This window comes from Geothrix fuzhouensis (assembly GCF_024609325.1).
GTDB classification, from domain to species: Bacteria; Acidobacteriota; Holophagae; order Holophagales; family Holophagaceae; genus Geothrix; species Geothrix fuzhouensis.
The window spans coordinates 41,431-66,179 of the sequence record NZ_JANHMQ010000002.1 but is presented as its reverse complement, the minus strand read 5'-3'; the positions used below and the strand labels follow the sequence as shown (position 1 = coordinate 66,179).

Genomic DNA, 24,749 nt, shown 5'->3' with positions numbered 1-24,749 from the left:
GCTCCATCCGCCCTTCTCCGATTCTGGTCACGGTTTGGGATAAACGCGGATGCCAATCCACTTTTTGAGGATCACCTTGCCCGGTGCGAAGCCGCGGGGCTTGCTGATGTCGGCGATGCGGGCGAGGTGGACCTCCACCTTGCCGCCGTCGCGGGCCTTGCTGTGGTAGGCGGCCAGCTCGGCGGCGCGCTCCAGCACATGCCGCGGCAGCTCGCTGAGCTTGTCGGGGTTGCGGATGACCACGTGACTGCCCGGTACGCTGGCCACGTGCAGCCAGAAGTCCGTGTTCTCGGCCACCTTGAAGGTGAGCTGGTCGTTCTCAGCATCGCCCTTGCCGATGAGAACCTCGAAGCCGTCCACCATGACGCTCCGGAAGGCCACGCCCTTTCCATCCTTGCGCTTGCCTTCTGCCTGCATCCGCTTCGTCCCCTTGCCCTTCGAGGTGCTCTGGCCCTTCGCCGCGCCCTTCCCGATTGGTTGTCTCGCGGGAAGGGGCCCAGGCGCAAGGCCTCCGCTTTCCGCCTCCATCCGCTTCGCCCAGGCGGCCCGCTCGGCCCCGAGTTCCGCTTCCAGTTCGGCCACCCGTGAGAGGCCCCGCTCAGCCTTCTTGGCCGCCGCGAACCAGGTCTGGACGGCCGTCTCCACCGGGGCCCCCTCCGGCAGCGGGATCCGGGTCCCATCCAGCAACACCGCTTCCCGCGTGACGCCCTTCAACCGGTAGAGTTCCCCCGACAGGCGCTGGGCCTGAACTTTCAGGGGCAGCACTGCCAAGTGCTTCGTCCGGTCCCGGGCCAGGGCCTGGGCCAGGCGTTCCATCCGGGCGGCCTCGGTCTGGCGTTTCCGTTCCGCGGCGGCTTTGGCGGGCTGGAGGATGAGCGCCTCCGCCCGGGCTTCGGACCAGGCCCGGTGCCGGTCCAGCAGACTGCCCTCGCCCTCGAGCACCTCAGGGATCTCCCCCGCCAGGGCGCGGTCCAGGTCGGGGCCCCACTGTTCCCGCCAGCGTCGATAGGGAGGTGGCTCTTCCTGCGGTTCCGGCGCCGCCGCAGGGAAGGGCGACCCCAAGCCCAGGCGGGGGAGTTGCACATCCAGGCCATCCACCCGGATGCCGGCCCGGCCGGGGATGGCCTGGAAGGCGAGGCGCAGGGTCTCCAGGCGCCCGGTGATGGCCCGCCGCTGGAAGTGCAGGCCCAGCCAGCGTTCCCGGGGATCCCCCTCCACGGCCTTCAGCCGGGCTCCCACCAGAAATGGGGCCCAGACCTTCCCGCTCTCCCTGGGCGCTTCCGCCTGGAGGCGCGTCCAGGCGGGGTGGTCCACCCCCAGCAGCCACAGCTCGGGCCGCGGCTGCAGCAGCAGCACCCAACCCTCGGAATGCTTGCGTCCGGCCCAGCGCAGGCCCAGGGCCCGGCCCGAGGCCCAGACGGCCTCCAGGGGAAGCTCTCCCCGCTCGCGGAGCCAGGCTTGCCCCAGGGCCAGGATCAGGGGTGCATCCACGGACACACCTTTCTCTGTTCTTTCCACCCGACGCTGGCCATGATGGGGCAACCTCCCGGCCTCAGCATCCCATGCCCGGCCCACGGATGGCCCGGACCGAAGTCACGGCCCGATTCTCTTTTCCCGGTACTGGACCCCATGACGATTGCCGCCCCCAAGGCCTCCAAGACACTCCAGGTCCTCCTGGTGGACGACAACCCTATCCAGCTGAGCCTCCTCCACCACCTCTTCCAGCGGAACGGGCACACCACCCTCGAGGCCAAGAACGGCGCCGAGGCTCTCATTGTCCTCGCCACCGAATGTCCGGATGTGGTGGTCAGCGATTGCGTCATGCCCCTCCTGGACGGCTATCAGCTCTGCCGCCTGCTCAAGGACGATCGGGCCACGCGCAACCTGCCGGTTCTTCTGCTGACAGCCCAGGGCGTAGGCCTGGCGCGCTTCTGGGCCAAGACCTGCGGTGCCGACCGCTTCCTGGTGAAAGGGCGGGATCTGGACCACGTGGTGGAAGCGGCCATCTCCCTCGTCGAGCAGAGCGACCGCCTGCGCCCGCTTCCCGGCACGCCCCGCCTGGCCCAGGAGAACTTCGGCGTCGATGCGATCCAGCGCCGTCTGGCGCAGGCCCTGGAGCAGCGGGTGGTGGAGACCGCCCTGCGTGACTCCATCTCCCGGCTCTATACCGTCGAACATGACACGCTGCGGTTGATTCGGGGCTTCATCGAGATCCTCCAGGAGCTCATATTGCCCGGCGCGCTCCTGGTGGCTTACATGGGCGAGGAGGGGACCGTCTGCCACGGTGTCCATGGCGCCTCCGCCAGCGACGAGGACCGGAAGGCACTAGAAACCGCCGCCCTCGAGTTCGGCCCGGTCGGGGTTCACGCGGAGTGCCATTGGCATCCAGTCGATGATGGCGAGGAGCGCCGCCGTACCCTTCGGGACCCGGTGATGCGGGTGGTGCCCGCCCTCCTGCCCGGCTACCCGGCGGTGGGTGCCCTCGGCTTCTTCGCCGAGCGCCGCTCCGTCGAAGAGTACGAACGCCTGTTCGAGATCGCCAACGAGGAACTGGGGCGCCTCCTCACGCTGGAGGATTCGCGGCTCCGCCTGTACCACCAGGCCATCCGCGATCCTCTGACGGGCCTGTTCAACCGGCGCCACATCCTAGACATGCTGAAGATCGAGGTGGATCAGTGCGCGCGCTTCGGGCAAAGCCTGTCCCTGATGCTGATCGACCTCGACCACTTCAAAGCCGTGAACGACCGTTTCGGCCACGCCATCGGCGACCAGGTGCTCAGCGTCATGGCGCAACGCATGTCCTTCGGTTTGCGGAAGGTGGATCAACTGGGCCGCATCGGCGGCGAGGAGTTCCTGGCCTACGGCCCCCAGACGGACCTGGAGGGCATCCGGGCGCTGGCCGAACGGCTTTGCGAGCATGTCGCCCTGGAACCCCTGCCCGGCCTCCCCCAGAACGACCGCGTGACCCTGAGCATCGGCATCGCCACCTGGGAGGGCTCTGCGGACACGATGGAGCGGATGCTCGACCGGGCGGATAAGGCCCTCTACCAGGCGAAGGCCGAGGGCCGGGACCGCGTCATCGGCTGATTGTTCGGGACTCCTCGGGCCGATTGACAAGGGCCGGACCCCCATTGCATGATTCCATACGCTTCCGTATGGAGACAGCATGGCCGACCTTCCGCAGGATCAAGCCGGACCGCAGGACCTTGCTGACCGGGTGTCGCAGTTGGAGGCCCAGGTGGCCTGGCTCCTTCAGCGGCAGCAGGCACCCGCGCCGTTGCCGGCCCCGGCGCGGCCGCGGCCTGCGCCTGCCGCCCCTCCCCGGAAAGAGCTGTCCCCGGTGGTCTGGATCGCCGGTGCCGGGGCGGCCATCTTCCTCGTGGGCGCGATCTTCTTCTTCCGCTGGGCCATCCAGCAGGGCTGGCTTGGCGCCGAGCTGCGCTTCCTCCTCGGCCTGCTGGCCGGAGGGGCCATCGCCGCCATGGCCGCGAAGCTGATTCTCGGAGACAACCGGCGCTTGGGCGTGGCCCTGCTGCTGGCGGGCCTCGGCACTCTCCAGTTCACCTTCCGCGCCGGGGCCATAGCCTACCACTTCTACCCCGCCGCCCTTGGCCTGGCTGCGGCGGCGCTGGTCACGCTGGTGGCGGGCGGACTGGCGGCCCGCGGTCGCAGCGGCGGCGCCCTGACGGTGGCCCTGATCTCAGGCCTGGTCGCGCCCCTGGTCTTCAGCCAGGGGGGCCACCACGAAGTGGCCCTGACCATCTACCTCGCCGTGCTCATGGCCGCCACCCTGGCGGTGCCCTACCTCGCAGGAGTCGGTGGCGCCTGGCATGGCGCCCGCTGGACGGCGCTCATCGGCACCTGGCTCTTGTTACTCTCTGCTTGCGCCGAGGTGCTGAAGGCCGACGCCCCGCTGCTGGCGGGCCTGCTGGTGCTCCACCTGGCCCTGGCCGGTTGCTGGGCCTGGCTGCCGGGGCGGGAGGAGAAACCCGGTACGCCCACGGTGCTCTGGCTCATCGCCTCGATCCTGGCCACCTCGTACGGATGGCTGCTGTGGAAGCGCCTGGACCTCGCCCCGGAAGCCTTCGCCCTGCCGGTGCTTGTCCTCGCCGCGCTGAACCTGGCCCTGGTGAAGCCGCTGCGGGGCCGCCTGGGGAGCCGTCAGGCGGACTGGGGCCTCCTGGCCCTGGCCACAGGGCACCTGGCCCTGGCGGTGCCTGTGGCCCTGGCCTGGCGCTGGGTGGGCCCGCTCTGGGGGGCCTTCGCGCTGGGCCTGGCCTGGGCCTCCTTGAAGGCCGAGGCCGGTGATTTCGCCCAGGAAGCCACTGCCCTGCGCTGGCTGGCGGCCGGCATGGCCTTGCTGACCACGGTGCGCTGGGCGGTCCATGGCCTGGACGGCCTGTTCTTCCAGGGCGGCGGACTGACGCCCTTCTTCAATGCGGCCTTTGCGGAAGGGGCCCTGGCCTCCGTCGCCTGGTTCCTGCTCACGCGAAGGGGTGGTCCGCTCGGCCTGATCGCCTTCCTCGCCCTGGAGCTGACCGCCAACGTGACCCTGGCCTTCGAGGCCGCGCGCTTGGTCCATTGGCTGCAGGCCCCTGGCCCCCAGCGCTGGGGCTGGGGTCCCTCCCGGGCTGCCTCCATCGCTATGACATTGGTCTGGGCCCTGTCCGGGGCCTGGCAGTGGATGCGCGGCTTGGGGCAGCGCGAGGCAGCCCGCCGGGCCCTGCTCGCCGCCGGCTACGCCTGGATGGGCCTGGCCAGCTTCAAGCTCATCGTCTCGGACCTGGACCGCGCGGACACGCCGCTGCGCGCCCTGGCCTTCCTGGGTGTGGGCGCCATCGGCATGGCGGCCGCCATCCTCGCGCATCGGCGTCATCCCGGGGAGAACGCATGAAACCGGCCCTCCTCCTCGCCTCCCTGCTCTGCCTCGCCTGCGCCCGCGAAGACACCGCCGCCCTGCATCGCCGCCCCATCCCGCCGACCGCCGCCAGCGGGTGGGCGCGCCTGCCCCTGGACGCGGACGCCCAGCGCCAGCTGCAGGGCGCCTGGATCGGCGACTCCGCCGGGCGCAGCATCCCCTTCCTGGAGGCGCGGGAAGGTCTGTGGGAAGCCCGCACCCTGCCACTGAAACATCTGCTGACCGGCAAGGACGGCGACGGCCGACCCACAGTGGAGTTCTCCCTGAAGCTCCCCAAAGGCTGGCAAGTGGGCGAACGGGAAACACTGAAGCTGGATTTCGAGCTCGACGGACACGCGCCATGGGTGGCCCAGGTGAAGGCCGAGCGGCGACGCGAGGATGGAGGCGATGGCGGCGCCTTCATCGCCTACGATCCGGTGTCGCCGTTTCATCTCTACGATCTGTCGCCTTCGGGCAGTCGCCACACGCTGGATCTGCCCTGGGACGGCCAGCGCTACCGGCTGACGCTGTTGGCATCCCAAGGGGAGGCTCCGCGGATCCGCGGCCTTTCCGCCCGCGCCGAAACACGGCCTGAGGCCCTGGAAACGGAACTGGCCCTGGACGGAACGCTGGCACCCGAGCCCGGCCGACCCCGCACCTGGCGGCTGACGCTGCCGGATACCGAGCGCGTGGTGGGCCTGGAGCTGGTGCTGGCGCCGCCCGCCGCGCCCCTGGCCCCGGATATCCACCTGGGCGAAAGCCCGGAGACCGAGCAAACCTGGGCCTGCGGCGACCTGGTGTGGAACCTCCCGGCCCTTCGCACCCGCTCCACCCGGATCGCCCTCGCCCCCAGGCTCGCGAAGACGATCACCCTCAGCCTGCCCGAAGGCGCCACCCCGCAAAGCCTGCGGGTCCTGATCCGGAGGCAGACCTTGATCCTTCCCGTGGAGGCCGGGCAGTCCTACTCGCTGCACCTCGGCGGTGAGCCCAAACCCGCCCCCGGGAACCTGGGCGCCCTCCCCTCCCTGCGCACCCTCGCCTCGGCCGCGCCCCTGACGCTCGGTCCCAGCGAGCCGGATCCGCAGGGCATCCCCCACCGCATCGGCGCCGATGAGCGCGCCCGGCCCTGGATGCCATGGGTGGCCGGAATCGTTGTGCTGGCCCTGGCGGCCGTGGCCTGGAGGCTGCTGAAGGGAAGCCCCGCCGCATGAGGGGCCGCGCCCTCCTGCTTGCGGCCCTCGGGCTGGTGGGTCTTGCCTGCCGATCGCCGCTGGCGGACCTGAAACTCGAGCACGGCCCACCTTCCCTAGCCCTGACCGTCCGTCTCGAGGACCACAGCCGGAAGCTGGCCCGCCTGAAGGATCCTGAAGGGGAGGTGGACACGCCCACCACGCGCCGGGCCGCCCTGGAGGGCCAGCGCGCGGCCTTCGAGGCGGACCTGCGCGGAGAAGCCGCCGCCCGGGGCCTGCGCCTGGATCCGGCCGCGGACCTGCGCCTGGACCTCACCATCACCAGCCTGGGCGAAGTGCGAGCCAAGTACATCGCCTGGGGCATCGCCAGCGGCGTCGGCTGGGGCGTGGGGGTGGGCCTGCTGGCCCACGACCCGCGACTGGCCGTGGGCCTCGGGGCCTACGAGCTGGTGGAGGAGAGCGCCTTCTGGATCGGCGGCTCGGTCCTCGTGGGCCGGTGGTCCAGCCCGGCCGTGGTGGAGGCGCGGGTCATCCGTGCCGGCGAGGAGAAGCCGCTCTGGCAGGAGACCTACTACGTGCTGTGGGCCCGCCGGGAGCTGGCCGCCTTTCCGCCTGCGGAACAAAATCGGCGCAACCGCCAGCTCCAGGCGTCCCTCCACAAGGTGATGGGCAAGCTGTTCCACGATCTGGAAGCCATCCCGGCGTTCCCCCGGAAGATCAGCCTTCCCCAGTCCCTGCCGGAACGGCCGGTTGGATCGCGTTCACTTAGAACGAGCGGCTGCTTTCAATTTCAGCTCCACAGCGGCTGCGGGGTCCAGCACCCTGAACGTGAAGGATTCGGTGAAGTACAGCTCCACCTCCCGGGCGGTGTGCATCTTGTAGCCGATGGCCACGTCCTGGCCCACGGTCATCTCGAAATCGCCGCCCCGGCGCGACAGCACGGCGCCGCCATCCAGGACCGGACTCCAGTGGATGCCGCCGGTGACCAGGGCCTTGATGCGCTCGCGCAAGGGGTAGGCACTGGGCTCCCCCGCCATCAACCACTTGTACGGCTCGGTGCCCAGCACCAGCGCGAAGGGCCCACCGATTTCCGCCTCCTGGATGGCGAGCAGGGCCAGTTCCACCGATTCTGTCAGCTTGCTTCGATCGGAGCTCAGAGGCACCGGCGCATGGCTGGAGACTTCGAGCATGCCCTGGATGCTGGCCCCACCAAACCCGCGGTAGAGGGCCGTCTCCTCGAAGACCGCCACCTTCCGTGCGGCTTCGATCATGGGTCTCAGGTCCGGGTTCTTGGCGCCCCGGGCCACGTCATCCAGTTCCCAGACCTTCAAGGTGAAGGGCACCCGGATCTCCACCAGCGGGAGCACCTTGTGCAGGCCCCAGGCCACGCCGGTCGCCGCATCTTCAGCGCCCACCTCCAGCCTTCCGAGGTTCACGGCTGCGAACGACCAGCCATGGGGGCCCCTGAAATCCACCAGCTTCCGGCCGGAGAGATTCCCTTTCAGGAGACGCGAACTCTGCAATTCGATCTCCTGCCAGGCCTCGTCCACGATGGGTGCCATCTCACGCCTGAGTATGTCGACCATGACCGCTCCTCCTGGGCCTTAACGCCCGCTCATTTCAACGGCCCCAAGCCCAACCCCGTGCCGTTGTTGGCTGCTGGTGCTTTACTCCCCCCCGCCAGGGCCGGGATGGACTCCGAGGTGAACAGGAACGTCTTCAGCTGGAGGTCGAACCCGGGCAGGGCGCGCCGCAGCCATTCCAGCAACATGGCCGCGTGTTCCATCTCGTCGTCCCGGTTGTGGGCCAGCACGGCCTTAAGGGCCTCGTCCTCGGCCACATCCACCCGCTGGTGGTAGTAGTCGATGGCTTCCAGCTCCTCCTGCAGGCTGGCGAGGGCCCGATGGATGTTGAGGGCCTCGCTGGACAGTCCCGTTTCAATGGATCCGCTGCTCATGGCTACGGTCTCCTTCCTCCGGCGCTCACTTCATCGAAACGCCGGGACACTTCACTCCACTTGATGTTGTCCATGAAGGCGTTGATGTACTCGGGCCGCTTGATGCCGTAGTCCACCATGAAGGCGTGCTCCCAGCTATCCAACACCAGGAGCAGGTCCAGCTGGCTGTCGCTGAACCCCTTCATGACTCCGCCCTTCAAGTGCTCATAGTTCTTCGGCTCGTAGGCCATGAAGTCCCCTCGGATTTGTTGTTGACGGGCACAACGGTCCAATCACATCAACGGGTCCTTGGGCAATATTCGATCCGATTTATAAACTTTTTATTACCAATATTTAAATAACAAAACATCAACTGGTTTAGCACCACTTTCTATCAAGATGAGTTATCGGTCCCTTCAATTTGAAGGCCCAGATGTAGTGCTCTCAGCTGAAGGAAAGGTGGCTCAGGCCGCCCCATCCGCTCTTCTCGCCCGCACCTGCACCAGGGCCACCGCGCCGAGGATGATGGCCATGCCGACCACCTGGCGCAGGCCGAAAGCTTCGTGCAGCACGAGGCTGCCCAGCAGGACGGCCACCAACGGGTTCAGGTAGGCATAGGTGCCCATCTTGGCGGGGGGCCAAGCCTTGGCCAGGTAGATGTAGGCGGAGAAGGCGAGCATGGAGCCGAACAGGGCCAGGTAGGCGACGGCCGCGAGCGCCTTGTGCGTGAGCGGGCCGCGCAGGAACCCGCCCAGGAGCGGCGCGGCGGCGAGGCCGATGACGGCGGCCGTGGCCATCTGGATGCCGACGTTGGTCAGCAGTCCGCCGCCGTGGACGAAGTGCTTGCCGTGGAGCGTGCCCCAGGACCAGAGGATGGGCGCGACGATCAGCGCGATCAGGCTTCCCCCGTGGACCCGCACGCCACCGGCGGGCCATACCAGCACGCAGACGCCAGCCAGGCCCAGGAGGAGCCCCAACCAGCCTTTGGTCCCCAGCGGCTGCTTCGCCATGGAGAACACGGCCAGCCACAGGGGCACCAGAGCCGCCAGCACCGCCGCCAGGCCCGAGGAGACGTGCAACTCGGCCCAGGAGATCAGGGCGTTGGAACAACCCAGCAGCAGGGCCCCCACGATCATGAGGTGGCCCACCTCCTTCGCGGAGGGCCAGGACTCCCGGCGCAGTCGCCCCAGGCCCAGCGCCAGCAGTGAGGCCACGGAGAACCGCGCCGCCACCATGCCGTAGGGCGTGAAGGACTCCAGGCCCAGGGCGATGGCGAAGTAGGTCGAGCCCCACACCACCGCCACGGTGAGGTAGGCGAGCCAAGCGAGCATCAGGACAATCCCGGCTTGGCTCCAACGCCGGACGCACGCTCCACACGGCAGACCCGCAGGTGGAAGGCGCCATACCACCGCTCCCGCCCCAGGCGCTGGGCCACCGCATGCTCCGCGTGGGCCTTCCAGGCCGCGATGGAGGCCTCATCCTTCCAGTACGACACGGTGATGCCGAAGCCGTCGGTGTCGCGGGCACTCTCCACGCCGAGGAAGCCTGGCTGCGCGCTGGCGAGTTCCACCATGCGCTCGGCCATGGCCGCATAGCCCTGGTCGCCCGGGGTGCGCTGGCTGCTGAAGATGACGGCGAGGTAGGGCGGCTCAGGGGTTTGCGCGATCACTTCTTGGCCTTTTTCCCCTGGCCGTCGGCGGGGAAGGGGCTGGGGCCGGCCTTCTCCCAGTGGGTCTCCAGCACGATGGTGGTGCGGGTGGTGACCATGGGTCCCAGGGCCCGGATGCGGCGCAGACGCTCGGCAATGCCCGCGGGGGTGTCCGCCACCACCTTCAGCATGAGGGCGTCCTCGCCCGCCACCGTGTGGGCCTCCAGGATGTCGGGCTCGTCCTCCAGCGCCTTGATGAAGCGCTGCTCGATGGCCTCGTTGTTGTCCTTGTAGCGCACCGCCACGAAGGCCACGTTGGGCTTGTTCACGGCCGCGGGCGCCACGCGGGCCGCGTAGCCCGCCAGGATGCCGTCGGCCTCCAGGCGCTTCACGCGGTCGATGATGGTGGGACGGCTCACGCCGAGCCGCTCCGCGAGTTCGGCGTGGCTCATGCGCCCTTCCTGCTGGAGCAGGGCCACCAGACGCCGGTTAAGGTCGTCGTCCATCAACGTCTTCACCATGCTGGACTCCGGAAAATGGGGTTGGATGGATCCATTGAACACTGTGCAAGACTACCCATCAATACGGATGACAACCCGTAAATGACTCAGGTAGAGGTAAAATGCAGGCAGAGGTGCACATGGACTTTGCCCGACCCTTCACCGGCCAGAGCTTCTTCCTGATCGCGGGGCCTTGCGTCATCGAAAGCCGGGATCACGCCCACCAGATGGCGTCCAGCCTGCGGGATCTGGCGGAGGCCCGAGGCATCCCCTTCATCTACAAATCCAGCTTCGACAAGGCCAATCGAACCAGCCGCGACAGCCATCGGGGACCGGGCATGGACGAGGGCCTCGACATCCTGGCGGAAGTCCGCAGCCGCTACGGTGTGCCGGTGCTCACGGACGTGCACGAGAGCGACCAGTGCGCCCCCGCGGCCCAGGCCGTGGACGTGCTCCAGATCCCGGCGTTCCTCTGCCGCCAGACGGACCTGCTGGTGGCGGCCGCCGCCACGGGCCGCACGGTGAACCTGAAGAAGGGCCAGTTCCTGGCCCCCTGGGACCTCAAGCACGGCGTCGAGAAACTCCAGTCCGTCCCCGGCCATGGGCCCGTGTGGGTGACCGAGCGCGGCTCCAGCTTCGGCTACGGGAACCTGGTGGTGGACTTCCAGAGCTTCCCGCACCTGCGCAAGACCGGCTGCCCCGTGGTCTTCGACGCCACCCACAGCGTGCAGAAGCCCGGCGCCCTCGGCAGCACCACGGGCGGGGCCCGGGAGATGATCCCCACCCTGGCCCGCGCCGCGGCCACCGCCGTGGACGGCTTCTTCTTCGAGGTGCATGACTGCCCGGAGAAGGCCTGGAGTGACGGTCCCAATGCGATGCGCCTGGAGCAGTTCGGCGCCCTCCTGGACGAGCTGCTGGTCCTGTGGCGGGCCGGCCGGGCCGCAGCGCAGTTGGACCCCGCCGGGAAGTGAGGAGGTTGAGGTGACGGAGGCGATCAAGGCCGGGCGTGCCCTGGAACTGCGTCCTCTGTGTCTGCGTGATGCCAGAGCCCTGTTCGCCCTGGTGGACTCGAACCGCAGCCGGCTTCGGCATTGGCTGCCCTGGCCCGACACCAATCTCACCGTGCTGGATTCCCGCGCCTACATCCTGCACGTGCGCGCCCAGACGCGGCTGGGCGCGGCACTCCCCTTCGGGCTCTGGTGGAAGGGAAGCCTGGTTGGCGTGGTGGGCTTCGTGTGGATCGATCCCGCGAATCGGAGCGCCGCCATCGGCTATTGGCTGGCCCAGGAGGTCGAGGGGCATGGCCTGATGACCGCCGCAGTGTCGGCCTTGGCGCGCCACGGGTTCCACACCCTGCAGCTCAACCGCATCGAGATCCGGGCCGGCGTTCGCAATCGCCGCAGCCGCGCCATCCCCGAGCGCCTGGGGTTCCGCCATGAGGGCACCCTGCGGCAGGCGGAACGCCTTGCGGACCGCTATGTGGACCACGCCGTCTACGGGATGCTGGCCGAGGAGTGGCGGCCTTAGAGTGTGTTTTAGAATTCCCGCGAGCCGCGACGGCGGCCAGCCGTGTGATCCAGGAAGGAGGCGCGTGCAGGGCGATGCGGGACATCGCCTAAGCGCGGTGACGCAGCTGGGCGCGCGGCTGACCACCGTCCCTCCGGGCTGGGGCGGCGGGCGTCGCCTGGCGTCGACCGGAACCCTTGACATGGAACCACCATGCCTGCGGGCTCCGTCCTAGCCATGCTCGCCCGGCGCTCCCAGCGCGGCCCGTGCGAATTCTAAAACACACTCTTAGCGCAACCGGAAGGGCATCGTCAGCCGGAACCGGGCGTATTGGGGCACGCCGTCGAGGAGAGCAGGCTGGAACTTCCAGTCCAACGCATAGCCGATGGCCGTCAGAAGCAGGGGGCTCCGCCCGGCCCCAACGACAGCCCCGCCGCGTCCCTACTCCAGCCCCGCCGCGTAGGTGAGGTTCAGCAGGGCCATGGCCCGAGTCACCTTGCCCACGCTGTTCTTGGTGGTGTCGGTGTAGGGGATCCCGCGGCGGTCCAGGGCCTCGTAGTCGAAGTTGCCGTCGCCACTGAGGTCGAAGCAAAGGGCCCCGTCCTTGATCCAGTCGGTGTTGATTCCGTAGCCGGGCGCGGGCACGGCGCTCACGATGACGTCGGCCATGCGGATGAAGCCTTCGAGGTGCGCCTGGTTGGTGGCGGCGTGGCAGAGGATGGGGGTGCCCTTCAGGTTGGCCACCATGGCCGTGAGCGGCCGGCCGATGCGCAGGCTGTCGTTGATCACGAGCACCGTTTTGCCCGTCAGCCACCCCTCCCCGAAGCCGCGCTTGAGGGTCTTCACGATGGCCCGCGCCGTGCAGGGCGTCATGCAGCGGTGCTGGGTGCCATCGTCCATGCGCTTCCGGTACTTGTTCAGGTAGCCGATGTTGATGGAATGCAGGCCTTCGATATCCTTGCCGGGATCCACCAAGTCCATCACCTCGTCGTCCTTGATTTCCGGGTAGCGCAGGGGATAGAAGATGAACAGGCCGTGGGTTTTCTCGTCCTGGTTGAGTCGGGCGATGAGCTTCACCAGCTGCATGCCGTTCTCCACGCGCAGGTCCGCGGCGTTGATGCCCAGGTTCTCGCAGTCCTTCATGAGCCAACGCTGGTAGGTGACGCTGCCGGGGTCGTGGCTGCCGAGGATGACGCCCAGGCCAGGCGAGAAACCCAGCTTCTTCACGTTCAAGCGCACCAGATCCAGGTAGTGCCGGGCGGTTTCCTGGCAGTCGAGCTTCCCCGTGAGCGTGGTGGGCATGCGGCACCTCACCTTTCAGTTTAGCCATCCGGCGTCCATGCGGCGGTCCGAGCCCTTCTCCCCGTATCCTGATCCCATGCGCCCGCCCAAGCCCCAGCCCCGCGAGCTCCAGGTCCGGCTTCGCGCCGCTTATCCCGACGCGCAGTGCGCGCTGGACCATAGGGATCCCTTCCAGCTGGTGGTGGCCACCATCCTCAGCGCCCAGTGCACGGACGCGCGGGTGAACCTCACCACCCCGGCCCTCTTCGCCCGCTACCCCGATGCGGCCAGCCTGGCGGAGGCCCGCCCGGAGGATGTCGAAGCCCTCATCAGATCCACGGGCTTCTTCCGCAACAAGGCCAAGAATCTCATCGGACTCGGGCAGGCCCTGATGGCGCGGCATGGCGGCCGGGTGCCTTCGGACCCCGCCGAGCTGGGGGCTCTGCCCGGCGTGGGGCAGAAGACCGCCAATGTGGTGCTGGCCAACGCCTTCGCCGTGCCCGCCCTCGCCGTGGACACCCACATCTTCCGCGTGGCGCGCCGCCTGGGCCTATCGAAGGCCACCACGCCCGAAAAGGTGGAAGCCGACCTCTGCCGCCTCTTCCCCCGCGAGGACTGGATCGAGCTGCACCACCAGCTCATCTTCCATGGCCGTCGCATCTGCGCCGCGCGCCGCCCGGACTGCGCGGCCTGCCCCCTGCTCGATCTCTGCCCCACCGGGCTCGGGCAGATGAGGGACCCGCACCTGGGGGTGAGGCTGACCGCAGATCCCGGGCAGAGCGCGCCTCGCCCTGCGGCGTCCCCTTCCCGACCAGGAGCTGTCAGGCAGGATCATCAGGCTTTGCCTGAAGATCCTGTGGGGGCCAGGGGGGACCTCGCGCGCGAAGCGAGCAGGCGGTCCCCCCGGATCCTGTCGGGCCCCCAGCGCATCGTCAGCCTGGTGCCCTCGGTCACGGAGCTGCTGGTGCAGTGGGGGTTGGCGGCGCGGCTGGCGGGGCGCACGCGCTACTGCATCGAGCCGAGGTGGATCCGCAACACCGTGCCGGCCGTGGGCGGCACCAAGAACCCCGACCTGGACCGCATCCGGGACCTGGCGCCGGATCTCGTGATCCTCGAACGGGACGAGAACCCGAAAGACGTGGCCGACGCCCTCACGGCCCTCGGCATCCCCTGGTTGGCCCTGGAGATCCGTACGGTGCAAGACTGCGTCGTCGCCCTGCGGGAGCTCGGCCTCCGCCTGGGCGTGCCCGAGGCCGGCGAGGCCCGCGCCACCGCCCTGGAAGCCTCCCTGAAGGGCCGCCGCCGCAAGGGCCCCCGGGCCATAGTGCTCATCTGGAAGGAGCCCTGGATGAGCGCCGGGCCCGACACCTACCTGGGCGACCTGCTCCGCCAGGGCGGCTTCACGCCCATCGGCCCCGACCGCTACCCGGTGCTATCTGACGAAGATCTGGCGGCCTTGGCCCCCGAGGTGATCCTGCTTCCCACGGAACCCTACCGCTTCAACCGCCGCCACCAGGGCGAGCTGCAGAAGCGGTTTCCAGAGGCCGCCGTGCACCTGGTCGACGGCCAGGCCCTCACCTGGTACCTCAGCCGGACGGAAACCGGGCTCGATCTGGTGCGGAACTTCCGATAAGGTGGTGGGCAATCCCCGCCGAGAGGTGTTCCATGTCGCATCGTCTGCTGAGCAGCCTGATTCTCGTGAGCTCTGGCCTCGCCTTGAGTGCCCAGGGGGTCTTCACCAATGCCAACAGTCCAACCGACGCGACTTGCCCAAGAGTCATGCAGGAGAAGACCGAGCTGAACTACAAGAGCCAGTACGGCCGCAACGGGGCGGACGCCTCCGCGGTCCGTTATTCCCAGTGGGGTGACCAGTTCTTCCCCCTGGCGGAACGCAAGGATGTCTCCCCTTTTGCGGCCTATGACGAGAAGGCCAAGGGCACCTCCATCGCCAACCTCAAGGGCAAGGTGGTGCTGGTGGGGTTGTGGAGCACCCATTGCGACCCCTCTGCCAAGATGCTCATGGAATTCGCCAGCCTCTATCCCAAGCGGGGCCAGTACGGTTTTGAGATCCTGGCGGTCAACTTCGACGAGAACCAGCAGGATGGCGGCGGCCTTGAAGGCGGCTGGCGGGCCATCAGCAAGTTCCGCATCAAGAACCGGCAATTCTTCGAGACCAGCAAGATGCCCATCTACACGCCGGGCCTCGGCAAGGAGGGCCCCTCGAACTTCATGGACATGGTGTATTCCGTACCCGTGCTCTTCGTGGTGGACCGGCAGGGGAAGCTGGCCGAACTTCACATCGGCTACAAGGATGGTTTCGTGGGCCAGGCTTTGATGCGGGCCCTCAGGGAGCGAGTCCCCGCACCGGCCCCCGCAACAGCTCCGGCATCAGCGCCCGCACCGGAACCCGCCAAGCCCAGTCAGCCGTAACCTCACCACCCGAGGTATCCTAGGCGGCGAAGTCGAACCACTCGCCGGAGGATGCATGTCGCTGCCCTTGATCTGCCTAATGACGGCCTTGCCTGCTTTCCAGGCCCAGGCCCCGGTGAATGACGCGCAGGCCGTGCTCGACGCCGCCCGTGCGAAGGCCAAGTCCGTGATGGAAGCCCGCGCCGCTTTCATGAAGGCGGGCGGCAACACCAAGGACTTCAGGGGCGACTGCGCGAAGGAGATCACGGACCTCGACGCCCGCCTCGCCCTTGAAAAGCGCCCCGAGGTTCATCAGGCCCTTCTCGTCAGCAAGCTGTTCCACCTGCAGCTGGCCAAGACCCAACCCTCACCCGCCTTCCTGGCCCAGATCCAGAAGGAGGTGCCTCCCACCGCTCCGGCCTGGAGCCTGGACCCGGCCTTGGTCCTCCAGCTCGCCGATGAAACGACGCCCGGCTGGGGGCCCTACGTGACCCAGGCCCGGGAGAAGCATCCCGACCCGGCCGTGCGCCGGCATCTGCTGTTCGAGCATTTCTGGGACCGTCTCGACGCCAAGGACGAGGCCGCCTGGAAAGCCGCCTATGCCACGCTCCAGTCCGAGTTCGCGGATTCGCGGCAGACCAAGCAGGCGAAGGAACTCCTCGACAGCGAACTCAAGACGGCCATCGGTCATCCCGCTCCCGCCTTCAACCTCAAGGCCCTGGGCGACCCGATGACGACCTACACGCTCGACAGCTTCAAGGGGAAGTACCTGCTTCTCGATTTCTGGGCCACCTGGTGCCCGCCCTGCCGCGCCGAGATGCCCCTCATGCATGCGGCCTGGGCGAAGTTCAAGGACAAGCCCTTCGAGATCCTGTCCCTCTCCTTCGATCGCCGCATCGAACACATCGCGCCCTACCGGCAGCTGCCCGGCTCGCCCATGCCCTGGAAACACGCCTTCATCGTAGGCGGCTTCCAAAACCCGGTGGCCGAGGCCTACGGCGTGAAGGGCATCCCCAAGCCCCTCCTCATCGGTCCCGACGGCAAGATCGTGGCCAGCGGCACGCAGCTGCGCGGCGAGAACCTGGCGAAGACGCTGGAGCGGTTCCTCGGGAAATAAAATGCAGGACAGGGTGAACAGGATTCAGAAGCAAAGGATTAAATCCTGTTCATCCAGCTTTTCATCCTGTTCATCCTGTTTCAGCTTTTCCCCTCCAGCCAGGTCTTCATCGTCTCGGGTTTCTGGAAACCCAGGATGCGGCGCAATTCTCGGCCCTCGGCATCCAGCAACAGCACCGTGGGGTAGCTGCGGATCTGGAGCTTCCCGGCCAGGTCCTTGCGCGTGGCGTCGGTGTCGATGCGGATGGGGATGGCGTTCTGGGCGATCCACTGTTTCAGGGCGGCATCGGGCCAGGTCCTCTCATCCAGCTCCTTGCACTGGGCGCACCAATCCGCGTAGATGTCCACCAGCACGACCTTGTGCTCGGCCTTGGCCTTGACGAGGGCCCCTTCGAGGTCCTGTTCCATCCAGCCGGCGTGTTCGTCCGCCACAGCTGCCGCGCCACCCTTGGGCAGCAGCTCCACCTTCAGATAGGTCTCCACGGTCCGCACGCCCAGCAGGAGAGCCAGCGCTAGCATCAGCAGGGCAAAGCCCTTCCGCAGCTGGCCCACCAAGCCCTCACCCGCCTCGAAGGCGCCGAACACCGCCGCGCCCGCCAGCATCACCACCGTCCACATGGCGAAGTTCGCCCAATCCGGCACGACGAGGCGCACATTCCAGGCTGCGAAGCCGAGCACCACCAGGCCCATGCCCTGCTTGAACCGCGTGAGCCAGTCGCCGCTCTTGGGCAGCGCCGCCGAGAAGGTGCCCACGGCCAGGAACAGCACCCCCATGCCCAGGGCGAAGACGAAGAGCTGGAGGCCACCCATGAAGACGTCCCCCCGCTGGGCGATGCCCACCAGGACCGCGCCGATGACAGGCCCGACACAAGGGGCTGAGAGCGGCCCCAGCACCAGGCCCATGAGGAAGGCGCCGCCGAAGCCCTTGCGGGTGCCGTCGCCCTGCAGCTTCTGGGCGAGGCCCTGTGGCAGGGCGATCTCGAAGGCCCCGAACAGGGACAGCGCGAAGGCCGCGAAGAGCAGCGAGACCGGGATGAGGAAGGCCGGCTTCTGCGCGAAGGCACCGAAGGCCGCGCCACTCTTGGCCGCCAGCACGCCGAGGGTGGTGTAGGTCACCGCCATGCCCAGCACCAGCACCGCCGACAAAGCGAAACCCCGAGCCTTGCCGCCCCCCTTCGCCCCCACGATGGCCATGGTGATGGGGATCATCGGGTAGACGCAGGGCGTGAGCGAAGCCCCCATACCCGCCAGGAAGACCACGAGGAGGGACCAGATCAGGCCATCATGCGTCGAGGTCGGTGCAGGCGCAGGCGCAGCCGCCTGCGCCGTGGGAGAAGATGAGGCCGCAGGGACGGCGGGCTCTGCCGCTTTTTCCACCGGAGAAACCGCAGGTTTCTCCGCCACCACGGCAGTGGGCGCGGCAGCCGGAATCTCAGACGCCTTCACCTCCAACGTCCGCGTGGTGGGTGGGAAGCAGACGCCGCCTTCGCCCTCGGTGCAGGGCTGATAGGTGACGTCGAGCTTTACGGTGCCGCTGAGGCCCTCGCCTCGCAGGGGGATGCGCACTGTGCCGTGCCAGATGCCATCCCCGATCTCATCCTTGGCGTCCGTGGCGGGCAGGGGACCCACCTTCAGCCTTCCGGGGCCACCCTTCTTGGTCACCTCCATGAAGGAGGCCTTCAGGTGGGCTCCGGCGGGCACCGTCAAGACCACGACACCCTTCTGGAAGGCGACGTTCACGCTCTTCACGGCGTCGAAGGAGGCATCCGCCCTCTGGGCCCAGGCAACCGCCGTCAGCAACAGGCTCAACAGCAGCGTGGTCAGGCTCCGCATGGGTCCTCCAGGAAGGCCCATCTTACATGGCTGCATCCATGCGGCTCCACCAACCATCCTGGTGGAGACCCCTGTGTTGGGCTCCCGTCAGGAGATCCCGCCGGCGGCCCGCTGGACGAAGTTCGGCAGGCCCATCTGACCGATGAGGTCGAGCTGGGTCTCCAGCCAATCCACATGTTCCTCTTCGCTGGCGAGGATGTCCCGGGCGAGGTCCCGGCTCACGTAGTCCCGGATGCCCTCGGCGTAGGCGATGGTCTCGCGCAGGTCTTTCATGGCATCCATCTCCAGCGCCAGATCGCCCTCCAGGACCTCCTTGGGGTTCTGGCCGATGCGGAGCTTGTGCAGGTCCTGCATGTTCGGCAGGCCCTCCAGGAAGAGGATCCGCTCCAGCAGACGATCGGCATGCTTCATCTCGTCGATGGATTCCCGGTACTCGTGCTCGCCCAGCTCCTTGAGCCCCCAGTTGCGGCACATGCGGGCGTGCAGGAAGTACTGGTTGATGGCTGTGAGCTCATTGCGGAGCAGCCGGTTCAGGTGCTGGATGAGGGTGGCGTCGCCTTGCATGGAGCCTCCTCTGGAAAGGGGCTCACGATAGCGACTTTTGCCGGTTCTTCACAACCCCTTTCAGCTCGCCCTGGCCACGTCAGCAGCCTGACCCCAGGCCGGCCGGCATCGGCCGCGGCAGCCCCAGGGCGTGGCCATGGGATCGTGGCCCACGCGCACGGGCTCGCCGGACCGGATGGCGAGCACCGCCTCCGCCATGGCGTCCTGGCAGCGGCCACAGTCCGGCCGCGCCTCCAGGGCCTCGAAGACCGCCGCCACCGACTCCGCCCCGCGCTCCCGCACGGCCCAGACGACCTGATCATCGGTGATGGCGTTGCAGACGCAGAGGAACATGCCCGACCTCAAGCCCCAGTTTAACCAAAAGAGATCGAGTCTCAATATTAAATATCGTGATCCTCGGCACAACCGGTAGCCTGGAGCCATGACGCCGGACTCCCCCTTTCCCTGGTTCGACCCGCTGCTGGCCAAGCTCCGCGCCCACCTGGCCAGCGAGCCCTTTGTCCGGGACGCAGCCCACGACCTGGGCCACATCCTGCGGGTGGCGCGGCTGGCGCGGGAACTGGCCGCCGAGGAGGCCGCCTCCGTCGAGGTCTGTGTGGCCGCGGCCCTCCTCCATGACCTGGTCTACCGCCCCAAGAACCACCCGGAATCGCCCCTGACCGCCCGCCTGGCCGCGGACCTGGTACCCCAGTGGTGCCGGGAGACGCTGGGCCTGGCGGACAAGGCCGACGCCATCGCCGCCGCCGTCGCCACCCACAGTTGGAGCGGGGGCCAGGCGCCCGGCAGCCTCGAAGCCGCCGTGCTCCAGGACGCCGACCGCCTGGAGGCCCTGGGCGCCATTGGCATCGCCCGGGTCTTCGCCACCGGCGCCAGCTTCGGCGCGGGCCTCTGGCACCCGGAGGATCCCTGGGGCGAAGCCCGCGACCTGGACGACAAGGCCTGGAGCCTCGATCACTTCGAGCGGAAGCTCCTCAAGCTGGCCGCCGGCATGACCACCGCCGCCGGCCGCCGCCGGGCCGAGAGCCGCCAGCGGACCATGACCGCCTACCTTGACGCACTTCGGGAGGAACTGGATCCCGATGGCCGATAGCCGGCAGGGAATCCGCCGTTCCTCATGCCCGCAGTCCGCTGGCCGATAGCTATACTCAGCCATGCCCTTCACCCTCTCCCTCAAGCGCCCCTTCGTGGCCGATCATTTCCATGACCTTCCTGGCTTCCAGGAGGATCGCCACGGGCATAACTGGGAGGTGGAGGCCACGGCGGAACTGGCCTCCGAAGCCGACGAGGTCGCCTTCGGCAAGGCCCTGGATACCTGGCTGGCAGTCCTGGACTACCACCTGCTGAACACCCTTCCTGCGCTGGAGGGGCGGAACCCCACCGCCGAGGTCCTGGCCGAATGGGCCTTCAATTACCTGCGGGAGGCGGATCTGCAGCCGCAGAGCGTTAAGATCCGGGAAAAGGCCAACTACTGGGCGCTCTGCCGGGGAGACGCCACCTCATGAGGTCCCCCCGCAAGCCGGGCTTGGGATCAGGCGTGTGCCTGGCGCTGGCCCTCACCTTCGCGGGCTGCGGGCGCCAGGCGGCCCAGAACACGGGCGCGCGGTCCATCCCCCCGCCCGAGGCCGCCCCCTCGGCCCGGAAGGACTGGTCCTGGCGCCCCGTGGGGGGGCTGGCCATCCTGGAGGGCGAGCTGGCCACGCCTGCGGAGCTGGTGCTGGAGGGGCGCTCGATCCGGGAAGCCCGCTTTGCCGAGGCTGGTCCAGTGCGCTGGGAGCTGTTCCGGCCCCCCGTGGGCGAGACCGCCCTGCTGCGCACCAGCTCTGGCCAGATCCTGGCCCGCTTCGAGTTCACGCTGCCGCCGCCAGCCAAGGTCGCACCTCCCCTGAAACCCAGTGTCCGCTCCGCTTCCACGATCCCGCCCAAGGGCTGGCACACCAGCCCACAGATCCGGGCCGGAGGGGGTCCGACCCTCCTGGCGGCCCGGGTTCCGCAAGCCCTGCCCGGATCGCCCACCGCGGTCCCAGACCGGGCCACCCCGCACGTTCCGGACCCTTCCCCATTCCTCCTTCGCGCCGCCGCCGCGGCTCCGGGCGCGGCCCCTTGGCCCGGTATGGGCGAAGCGCTCAACCTCACCCGCGGCCCCGGCGGGGCGAAGCGCCTGCTGCTCAGCTTTGACGGGGGATCCAGCGCCGAGGTCGCCACCGAAATCCTGGATACGCTCCAAGCCCGGGGAGTGCACACCACGATCTTCCTGACGGGGGCCTTCATCCAGCGCTATCCGGCCCTGGTGAAGCGCATGGCCGCCGAGGGGCACGAGCTGGGCAACCACACCATGAACCATCCCCACTTCGCGCCGGGCATGAAGCGCGACCCCAAGTGGACCCGGGAGCGGGTGCAGCGGGAACTGCTGGACGCCGACGCGGCCCTGGTGAAGCTCCTCGGTCGCCCCATGGATCCCTACTGGCGCGCGCCCTACGGCGAGCAGACGCCGGAGATCCGCCGCTGGGCCGAGGAGCTGGGCTACCGGCATGTGGGCTGGAGCGAGGGGGCGGACACCCTCGACTGGGCCACCCCGAAGGAGCGTCGCCTCTATCGCAGTGGCGACGCCATTCTCCAGCGCCTGCGGCAGCGCCTGAACCGCGACGGCGATGGCCTCATCGTGCTCATGCACCTGGGCTCGGAGCGGGTCGAGAAGGACCGCCCCTCGGCCGGTCTCGGAGCCTTCATGGACCGGGCCAGCCAGGAGGGATGGACCTTCGTCCGAGCGGGCACCTTCCTCCACGATCTGGGGAAGCCGACCTGGAACCCCCAGCTGCGCCTCGCGCTGCTGCCACCTTCCGGCTCCGTCGCACCGTCCCGCTGACGCCCCCGTCGCTGGGCTACACTGATGCCCAGATACCATGGAGGCGTGTTGCAGGGGATTGGCCGTTGGATGCTGCGGGCGGTGCTGGGCTTCGTGGCCCTCGTGCTGCTGCTCTCTCTGGCCAGCTTCCATCCGCTGGATCCGAACCCCTTCACCCAGGGCACCGCGGTGGCGGGTGTGCAGAACCTGTGCGGCGTCGTGGGCGCCACGGTGGCGGGCCTCCTGCAGACCCTCATGGGCATGGGCGCGTGGCTCGCGCCGCCCTACCTGCTCTGGGAGGCCTGGCCCAAGGACGGCCACCGCTGGCCCGGCCGCCTGGCTTGGCTGGGCTTGGCCCTGGCCCTGTGGACCTCCCTGGGCGCCTTCGGCAGCCGGACCTGGACCGGCCTGGAAGGCGGCGGCACCGTGGAATTCCGCTGGGGCGGCTGGCTGGGCAGCGCCCTCTGGCCCGCCCAGCGCCGCTTCCTCGGCCCCGTGGGACTGCCCCTGCTGCTGGCCCTGGTGGCCCTCATCTGCGCCCTGGTGCTGGCCCCGTCCCTGACCCGGGCCCTGGGCAGACTCCTCCACCGCTGGCTGGGCGAAACCGCCTGGCCCTGGGTGAAGCCCATGCCAGCCAAAGGGTTCCAGGGCTTCCTCAGCATGGTGAAGCGGCCCTTCCTGCGCGGCCGCAACCCTGACCAGCCGGACCTCGATGCTTCGGACGGCGCGGCCCTGCTGGCCCTGGCCCATCGCCAGCAGGCCCTGGAATCCCAGCGCGAGTCCCTCTTGAAGGCCGAGTTGGAAACGGCCGAAGTCCGAAAGAGGAAGCCCCTCATCCGGACCGAGGACCTGCTGCCGCCCATCCTGTCCGTCAACCTCGACGCCGACCCGACCCTCATCGAAGCCCAGCCCCTTCCGGTCACTTCCGCGCCCACCGCGGCCTTGGCCGCGGACGCCCCCTACCGGGCCAAGCTGCTGGCCGAAGCGCCAGTGCCCGCCAAACCCAGGCCCACCGTCGCCAAGCCCCAGGTGGCGAAGGACCGCTACGGCCGCGAGAGCGTTCAGCCGCCCCTGCCCCTCCTGGAACCCACCCCGTCGCGGCCCCTGCCCGCCCTTCCGCCGGACCCGCAGCCGGGCCCCGCGTCGCGCGAAACCCTGCCGCCCCGCCGCCTCTTCGATCCCCCGGGCCAGCACGCCAAGGCTGACCTGGCGGCCCTGGAACTCATCAAGGATGTGATTGGACAGAAACTGTCCGAATTCAAGATCAAGGGCGCCGTCACCGGCATGCAGCCCGGCCCCGTGGTCACGGTCTTCGAGTTCCAGCCCGATCCCGGCATCCCGCTGTCGCGCATCCTGGGCATGGAGGAAGACCTGGCCCTGGCCCTGCAGGCCGAGGCCGTGCGCATGGACCGCATCCCCGGCAAGAACCTGGTGGGCATCGAGGTGCCCAATCCCAAGCGCGAGATCATCACCTTCCGCGAGGTCATCGACAGCCCCGCCTTCCGCGACGCGCCGGGCCTGCTGCAACTGGCCCTCGGCAAGGACATCTCCGGGAAGCCCGTGGTGGCCGACCTCAACAAGATGCCCCACCTGCTCATCGGTGGCAGCACCGGCAGCGGCAAGAGCGTGGGCGTCAACGCCATGATCTGCTCCTGCCTCGTGCGCGCCCAGCCCGACGAGGTGAAGCTCATTCTCGTGGATCCCAAGATGGTGGAGCTGGGCGTCTACGAGGACATCCCGCACCTGTGGGCGCCGGTGGTCACGGACATGAAGGAGGCGGGCCGCGTGCTCAAGTGGGTGGTGGCCCAGATGGAGGACCGCTACCGCCGCCTGGCCCTGCTCAGCGTGCGCGACGTGAAGGGCTTCAACACCAAGGTCGCCGACGCCGGCGGCTCGCTGGACATCTCCGAGCGCACGCCCAACCCGCGCTGGCCCGACCGCCCCGCGGTGCTAGAGCCCATGCCCCATGTGGTGGTGGTCATCGACGAGCTGGCCGATCTCATGATGGTGGCCCGCAGCGAGGTGGAGGACAGCATCGCCCGCATCGCCCAGAAGGCGCGTGCGGTGGGCATCCACCTGATCCTGGCCACCCAGCGTCCCAGCGTGGACGTGGTGACGGGCGTCATCAAGGCAAACCTGCCCAGCCGCCTCAGCTACCGCGTGCGCACCAAGATCGACAGCCGCACCATCCTGGATTCCGGCGGCGGCGAGCAGCTGCTGGGCGCGGGCGACGCGCTCTTCCTGCCCAACGGCGCCAGCCATCCCAAGCGCATCCATGCCCCCTTCCTCACGGAGGAGGAAACCCTGCGCCTCGTCACCTGGCTGCGCGAGCGGGGCCGGCCCGACTACAACCAGGCCCTCATCAGCGCCATGGAGACCGAGGAGGAGACCGCCCTCTTCGACGAGGCGGAGATGGGCGGCGGCGACGACATCTACGTGCGCGCCCTCGCCGTGGTGCGCCGCGAACGGAAGGCGAGCACCAGCCTGCTCCAGCGCAAGCTGAACCTCGGCTACGGCCGGGCGGCGCGGCTCATCGACCGCATGGAGGAAGAGGGCATCGTGGGGCCGGACCGGGGCGCAGGAAAGCCGCGGGAAGTGCTGGTCGAGGCGGAGTAAGACCGTGCGTGTGGGCTCTGCTTCCAGCGCCAAAGAGCTGGAACACAGAGCACACGGAGAAGCACAGAGGGCGCAGAAAAACAGATCCTCACCCCCTTGCCAAAGAACCAAGTCTTTTTGCCACCGATTGCAGTGATTTCAGTGATGAGAAGGATAGGGCCCTGTCCCGGGGCAGCATGGGTTCATGGGGGAAGCTTCCGGGGCGCCATCAGCGGAATCACTGGAATCGGTGGCTGAATTCTTCTTCCTGCTGATCGGCGAGCCTCAGCCTGAAAGCCGGAAACCGCAGAGGTCGCAGAAAGGGCATCCATAAGCGGAGGTTTGCGGAGGAGCTGAGGAAAGCGGAGGAAAGGAACATGCACCTGGGGCTCCAGCCAGGACATCCGGGCCTACGGCCCCAGGTCGCGCTTC

Annotated in this window: 24 protein-coding genes; 12 read left to right on the top strand and 12 right to left on the bottom strand. The window is 68.5% G+C overall.

Features of this window, described 5'->3' with window-relative positions; all coding sequences use genetic code 11:
• Positions 1-27: 27 nt before the first annotated feature.
• Entirely contained in the window at positions 28-1,491 is a 1,464-nt protein-coding gene (locus NOV74_RS15470; RefSeq protein WP_257310686.1) for an NFACT RNA binding domain-containing protein, read from the bottom strand.
• Between the two features lie 138 nt (positions 1,492-1,629).
• On the opposite strand from NOV74_RS15470, the gene NOV74_RS07465 reads away from it, so the two are divergent.
• The 3 genes from NOV74_RS07465 (at position 1,630) to NOV74_RS07455 (ending at position 6,108) form a co-directional block, all read left to right on the top strand.
• On the top strand, positions 1,630-3,087 hold the full coding sequence (locus NOV74_RS07465) for a GGDEF domain-containing response regulator (protein ID WP_257310684.1): 1,458 nt from the start codon (positions 1,630-1,632) through the stop codon (positions 3,085-3,087).
• 79 nt (positions 3,088-3,166) lie between these two features.
• On the top strand, positions 3,167-4,894 hold the full coding sequence (locus NOV74_RS07460; RefSeq protein WP_257310682.1) for a DUF2339 domain-containing protein: 1,728 nt from the start codon (positions 3,167-3,169) through the stop codon (positions 4,892-4,894).
• The gene (locus NOV74_RS07455; RefSeq protein ID WP_257310679.1) at positions 4,891-6,108 is read left to right on the top strand and encodes a hypothetical protein; all 1,218 of its coding nucleotides are present in this window, start codon (positions 4,891-4,893) and stop codon (positions 6,106-6,108) included. The genes NOV74_RS07460 and NOV74_RS07455 overlap by 4 nt, the downstream gene beginning before the upstream one ends.
• Positions 6,109-6,203: 95 nt before the next feature.
• Here NOV74_RS07455 and NOV74_RS07450 read toward each other — a convergent pair whose 3' ends face one another.
• The 7 genes from NOV74_RS07450 to NOV74_RS07420 form a co-directional block, all read right to left on the bottom strand.
• Complete coding sequence (locus tag NOV74_RS07450) at positions 6,204-6,770, bottom strand: hypothetical protein (protein WP_257310677.1); 567 nt, start codon at positions 6,768-6,770, stop codon at positions 6,204-6,206.
• Between the two features lie 78 nt (positions 6,771-6,848).
• The gene (locus tag NOV74_RS07445; RefSeq protein WP_257310676.1) at positions 6,849-7,673 is read right to left on the bottom strand and encodes a family 1 encapsulin nanocompartment shell protein; all 825 of its coding nucleotides are present in this window, start codon (positions 7,671-7,673) and stop codon (positions 6,849-6,851) included.
• Positions 7,674-7,702: 29 nt separating this feature from the next.
• Positions 7,703-8,044: a ferritin family protein gene (locus NOV74_RS07440; protein WP_257310675.1), complete on the bottom strand. Its 342-nt coding sequence runs from the start codon at positions 8,042-8,044 to the stop codon at positions 7,703-7,705.
• Positions 8,045-8,046: 2 nt separating this feature from the next.
• The gene (locus NOV74_RS07435; RefSeq protein WP_257310674.1) at positions 8,047-8,274 is read right to left on the bottom strand and encodes a Fe-Mn family superoxide dismutase; all 228 of its coding nucleotides are present in this window, start codon (positions 8,272-8,274) and stop codon (positions 8,047-8,049) included.
• A 213-nt stretch (positions 8,275-8,487) separates the two neighbouring features.
• Entirely contained in the window at positions 8,488-9,354 is an 867-nt protein-coding gene (locus NOV74_RS07430) for an EamA family transporter (protein WP_257310672.1), read from the bottom strand.
• Positions 9,354-9,692 carry an antibiotic biosynthesis monooxygenase family protein gene (locus NOV74_RS07425; protein WP_257310670.1) on the bottom strand — a complete coding sequence of 113 codons (339 nt, stop codon included), beginning with the start codon at positions 9,690-9,692 and terminating at the stop codon, positions 9,354-9,356. The genes NOV74_RS07430 and NOV74_RS07425 overlap by 1 nt, the downstream gene beginning before the upstream one ends.
• Positions 9,689-10,192, bottom strand: coding sequence for an Lrp/AsnC family transcriptional regulator (locus NOV74_RS07420; protein WP_257310669.1), 504 nt, complete (start codon positions 10,190-10,192; stop codon positions 9,689-9,691). The genes NOV74_RS07425 and NOV74_RS07420 overlap by 4 nt, the downstream gene beginning before the upstream one ends.
• 119 nt (positions 10,193-10,311) lie before the next feature.
• Here NOV74_RS07420 and kdsA point away from each other — a divergent pair, with 119 nt between their 5' ends.
• Positions 10,312-11,142, top strand: coding sequence for a 3-deoxy-8-phosphooctulonate synthase (gene kdsA / locus NOV74_RS07415; protein WP_257310668.1), 831 nt, complete (start codon positions 10,312-10,314; stop codon positions 11,140-11,142).
• Positions 11,143-11,152: 10 nt separating this feature from the next.
• Positions 11,153-11,698, top strand: a complete 546-nt coding sequence (locus tag NOV74_RS07410) for a GNAT family N-acetyltransferase (RefSeq protein ID WP_257310667.1) — start codon at positions 11,153-11,155, stop codon at positions 11,696-11,698.
• 420 nt (positions 11,699-12,118) lie between these two features.
• On the opposite strand, the gene NOV74_RS07405 is transcribed toward NOV74_RS07410, so the two are convergent.
• Positions 12,119-12,979, bottom strand: coding sequence for a bifunctional 5,10-methylenetetrahydrofolate dehydrogenase/5,10-methenyltetrahydrofolate cyclohydrolase (locus NOV74_RS07405; RefSeq protein ID WP_257310666.1), 861 nt, complete (start codon positions 12,977-12,979; stop codon positions 12,119-12,121).
• A gap of 76 nt (positions 12,980-13,055) precedes the next feature.
• Between NOV74_RS07405 and nth the strand changes: the two genes are divergently transcribed.
• Genes nth through NOV74_RS07390 form a run of 3 tightly spaced genes read left to right on the top strand, consistent with a single transcriptional unit; the run spans position 13,056 to position 16,484 of the window.
• A complete protein-coding gene (gene nth, locus NOV74_RS07400) occupies positions 13,056-14,591 on the top strand; it encodes an endonuclease III (RefSeq protein ID WP_257310664.1) in 1,536 nt (511 codons plus the stop codon).
• A gap of 32 nt (positions 14,592-14,623) precedes the next feature.
• Positions 14,624-15,388 carry a TlpA family protein disulfide reductase gene (locus tag NOV74_RS07395; RefSeq protein WP_257310662.1) on the top strand — a complete coding sequence of 255 codons (765 nt, stop codon included), beginning with the start codon at positions 14,624-14,626 and terminating at the stop codon, positions 15,386-15,388.
• Positions 15,389-15,443: 55 nt separating this feature from the next.
• Positions 15,444-16,484, top strand: coding sequence for a TlpA family protein disulfide reductase (locus tag NOV74_RS07390; protein WP_257310660.1), 1,041 nt, complete (start codon positions 15,444-15,446; stop codon positions 16,482-16,484).
• 80 nt (positions 16,485-16,564) lie between these two features.
• Here the strand turns inward: NOV74_RS07390 and NOV74_RS07385 are convergent, their stop codons facing one another.
• The 3 genes from NOV74_RS07385 to NOV74_RS07375 all read right to left on the bottom strand — a co-directional run bounded on the left by NOV74_RS07385 (position 16,565) and on the right by NOV74_RS07375 (position 19,213).
• The gene (locus NOV74_RS07385) at positions 16,565-18,316 is read right to left on the bottom strand and encodes a protein-disulfide reductase DsbD family protein (protein ID WP_257310658.1); all 1,752 of its coding nucleotides are present in this window, start codon (positions 18,314-18,316) and stop codon (positions 16,565-16,567) included.
• Between the two features lie 87 nt (positions 18,317-18,403).
• Entirely contained in the window at positions 18,404-18,880 is a 477-nt protein-coding gene (gene bfr, locus NOV74_RS07380; protein WP_257310656.1) for a bacterioferritin, read from the bottom strand.
• A 60-nt stretch (positions 18,881-18,940) separates the two neighbouring features.
• A complete protein-coding gene (locus NOV74_RS07375; RefSeq protein WP_257310655.1) occupies positions 18,941-19,213 on the bottom strand; it encodes a (2Fe-2S)-binding protein in 273 nt (90 codons plus the stop codon).
• Between the two features lie 88 nt (positions 19,214-19,301).
• On the opposite strand from NOV74_RS07375, the gene NOV74_RS07370 reads away from it, so the two are divergent.
• The 4 genes from NOV74_RS07370 to NOV74_RS07355 all read left to right on the top strand — a co-directional run bounded on the left by NOV74_RS07370 (position 19,302) and on the right by NOV74_RS07355 (position 24,338).
• On the top strand, positions 19,302-19,970 hold the full coding sequence (locus NOV74_RS07370) for an HD domain-containing protein (protein ID WP_257310654.1): 669 nt from the start codon (positions 19,302-19,304) through the stop codon (positions 19,968-19,970).
• Positions 19,971-20,031: 61 nt separating this feature from the next.
• Positions 20,032-20,382, top strand: coding sequence for a 6-pyruvoyl trahydropterin synthase family protein (locus tag NOV74_RS07365; protein WP_257310653.1), 351 nt, complete (start codon positions 20,032-20,034; stop codon positions 20,380-20,382).
• Positions 20,379-21,743, top strand: coding sequence for a polysaccharide deacetylase family protein (locus NOV74_RS07360; protein ID WP_257310652.1), 1,365 nt, complete (start codon positions 20,379-20,381; stop codon positions 21,741-21,743). Before NOV74_RS07365 ends, NOV74_RS07360 begins: the two co-directional genes overlap by 4 nt.
• 45 nt (positions 21,744-21,788) lie before the next feature.
• Positions 21,789-24,338 carry an FtsK/SpoIIIE family DNA translocase gene (locus NOV74_RS07355; RefSeq protein ID WP_257310651.1) on the top strand — a complete coding sequence of 850 codons (2,550 nt, stop codon included), beginning with the start codon at positions 21,789-21,791 and terminating at the stop codon, positions 24,336-24,338.
• Positions 24,339-24,749: the final 411 nt, after the last annotated feature.

Coding starts and splice junctions, on each gene's coding strand:
- NOV74_RS07430 (WP_257310672.1), bottom strand. CDS start 9,354: ATGCTCGCTTGGCTCGCCTACCTCACCGTGGCGGTGGTGTGGGGCTCG.
- NOV74_RS07460 (WP_257310682.1), top strand. CDS start 3,167: ATGGCCGACCTTCCGCAGGATCAAGCCGGACCGCAGGACCTTGCTGAC.
- NOV74_RS07395 (WP_257310662.1), top strand. CDS start 14,624: ATGTCGCATCGTCTGCTGAGCAGCCTGATTCTCGTGAGCTCTGGCCTC.
- NOV74_RS07435 (WP_257310674.1), bottom strand. CDS start 8,274: ATGGCCTACGAGCCGAAGAACTATGAGCACTTGAAGGGCGGAGTCATG.
- bfr (WP_257310656.1), bottom strand. CDS start 18,880: ATGCAAGGCGACGCCACCCTCATCCAGCACCTGAACCGGCTGCTCCGC.
- NOV74_RS07440 (WP_257310675.1), bottom strand. CDS start 8,044: ATGAGCAGCGGATCCATTGAAACGGGACTGTCCAGCGAGGCCCTCAAC.
- NOV74_RS07455 (WP_257310679.1), top strand. CDS start 4,891: ATGAAACCGGCCCTCCTCCTCGCCTCCCTGCTCTGCCTCGCCTGCGCC.
- NOV74_RS07370 (WP_257310654.1), top strand. CDS start 19,302: ATGACGCCGGACTCCCCCTTTCCCTGGTTCGACCCGCTGCTGGCCAAG.
- NOV74_RS07360 (WP_257310652.1), top strand. CDS start 20,379: ATGAGGTCCCCCCGCAAGCCGGGCTTGGGATCAGGCGTGTGCCTGGCG.
- NOV74_RS07390 (WP_257310660.1), top strand. CDS start 15,444: ATGTCGCTGCCCTTGATCTGCCTAATGACGGCCTTGCCTGCTTTCCAG.
- NOV74_RS07385 (WP_257310658.1), bottom strand. CDS start 18,316: ATGCGGAGCCTGACCACGCTGCTGTTGAGCCTGTTGCTGACGGCGGTT.
- nth (WP_257310664.1), top strand. CDS start 13,056: ATGCGCCCGCCCAAGCCCCAGCCCCGCGAGCTCCAGGTCCGGCTTCGC.
- NOV74_RS07420 (WP_257310669.1), bottom strand. CDS start 10,192: ATGGTGAAGACGTTGATGGACGACGACCTTAACCGGCGTCTGGTGGCC.
- NOV74_RS07445 (WP_257310676.1), bottom strand. CDS start 7,673: ATGGTCGACATACTCAGGCGTGAGATGGCACCCATCGTGGACGAGGCC.
- NOV74_RS07365 (WP_257310653.1), top strand. CDS start 20,032: ATGCCCTTCACCCTCTCCCTCAAGCGCCCCTTCGTGGCCGATCATTTC.
- NOV74_RS07465 (WP_257310684.1), top strand. CDS start 1,630: ATGACGATTGCCGCCCCCAAGGCCTCCAAGACACTCCAGGTCCTCCTG.
- NOV74_RS07375 (WP_257310655.1), bottom strand. CDS start 19,213: ATGTTCCTCTGCGTCTGCAACGCCATCACCGATGATCAGGTCGTCTGG.
- NOV74_RS07405 (WP_257310666.1), bottom strand. CDS start 12,979: ATGCCCACCACGCTCACGGGGAAGCTCGACTGCCAGGAAACCGCCCGG.
- kdsA (WP_257310668.1), top strand. CDS start 10,312: ATGGACTTTGCCCGACCCTTCACCGGCCAGAGCTTCTTCCTGATCGCG.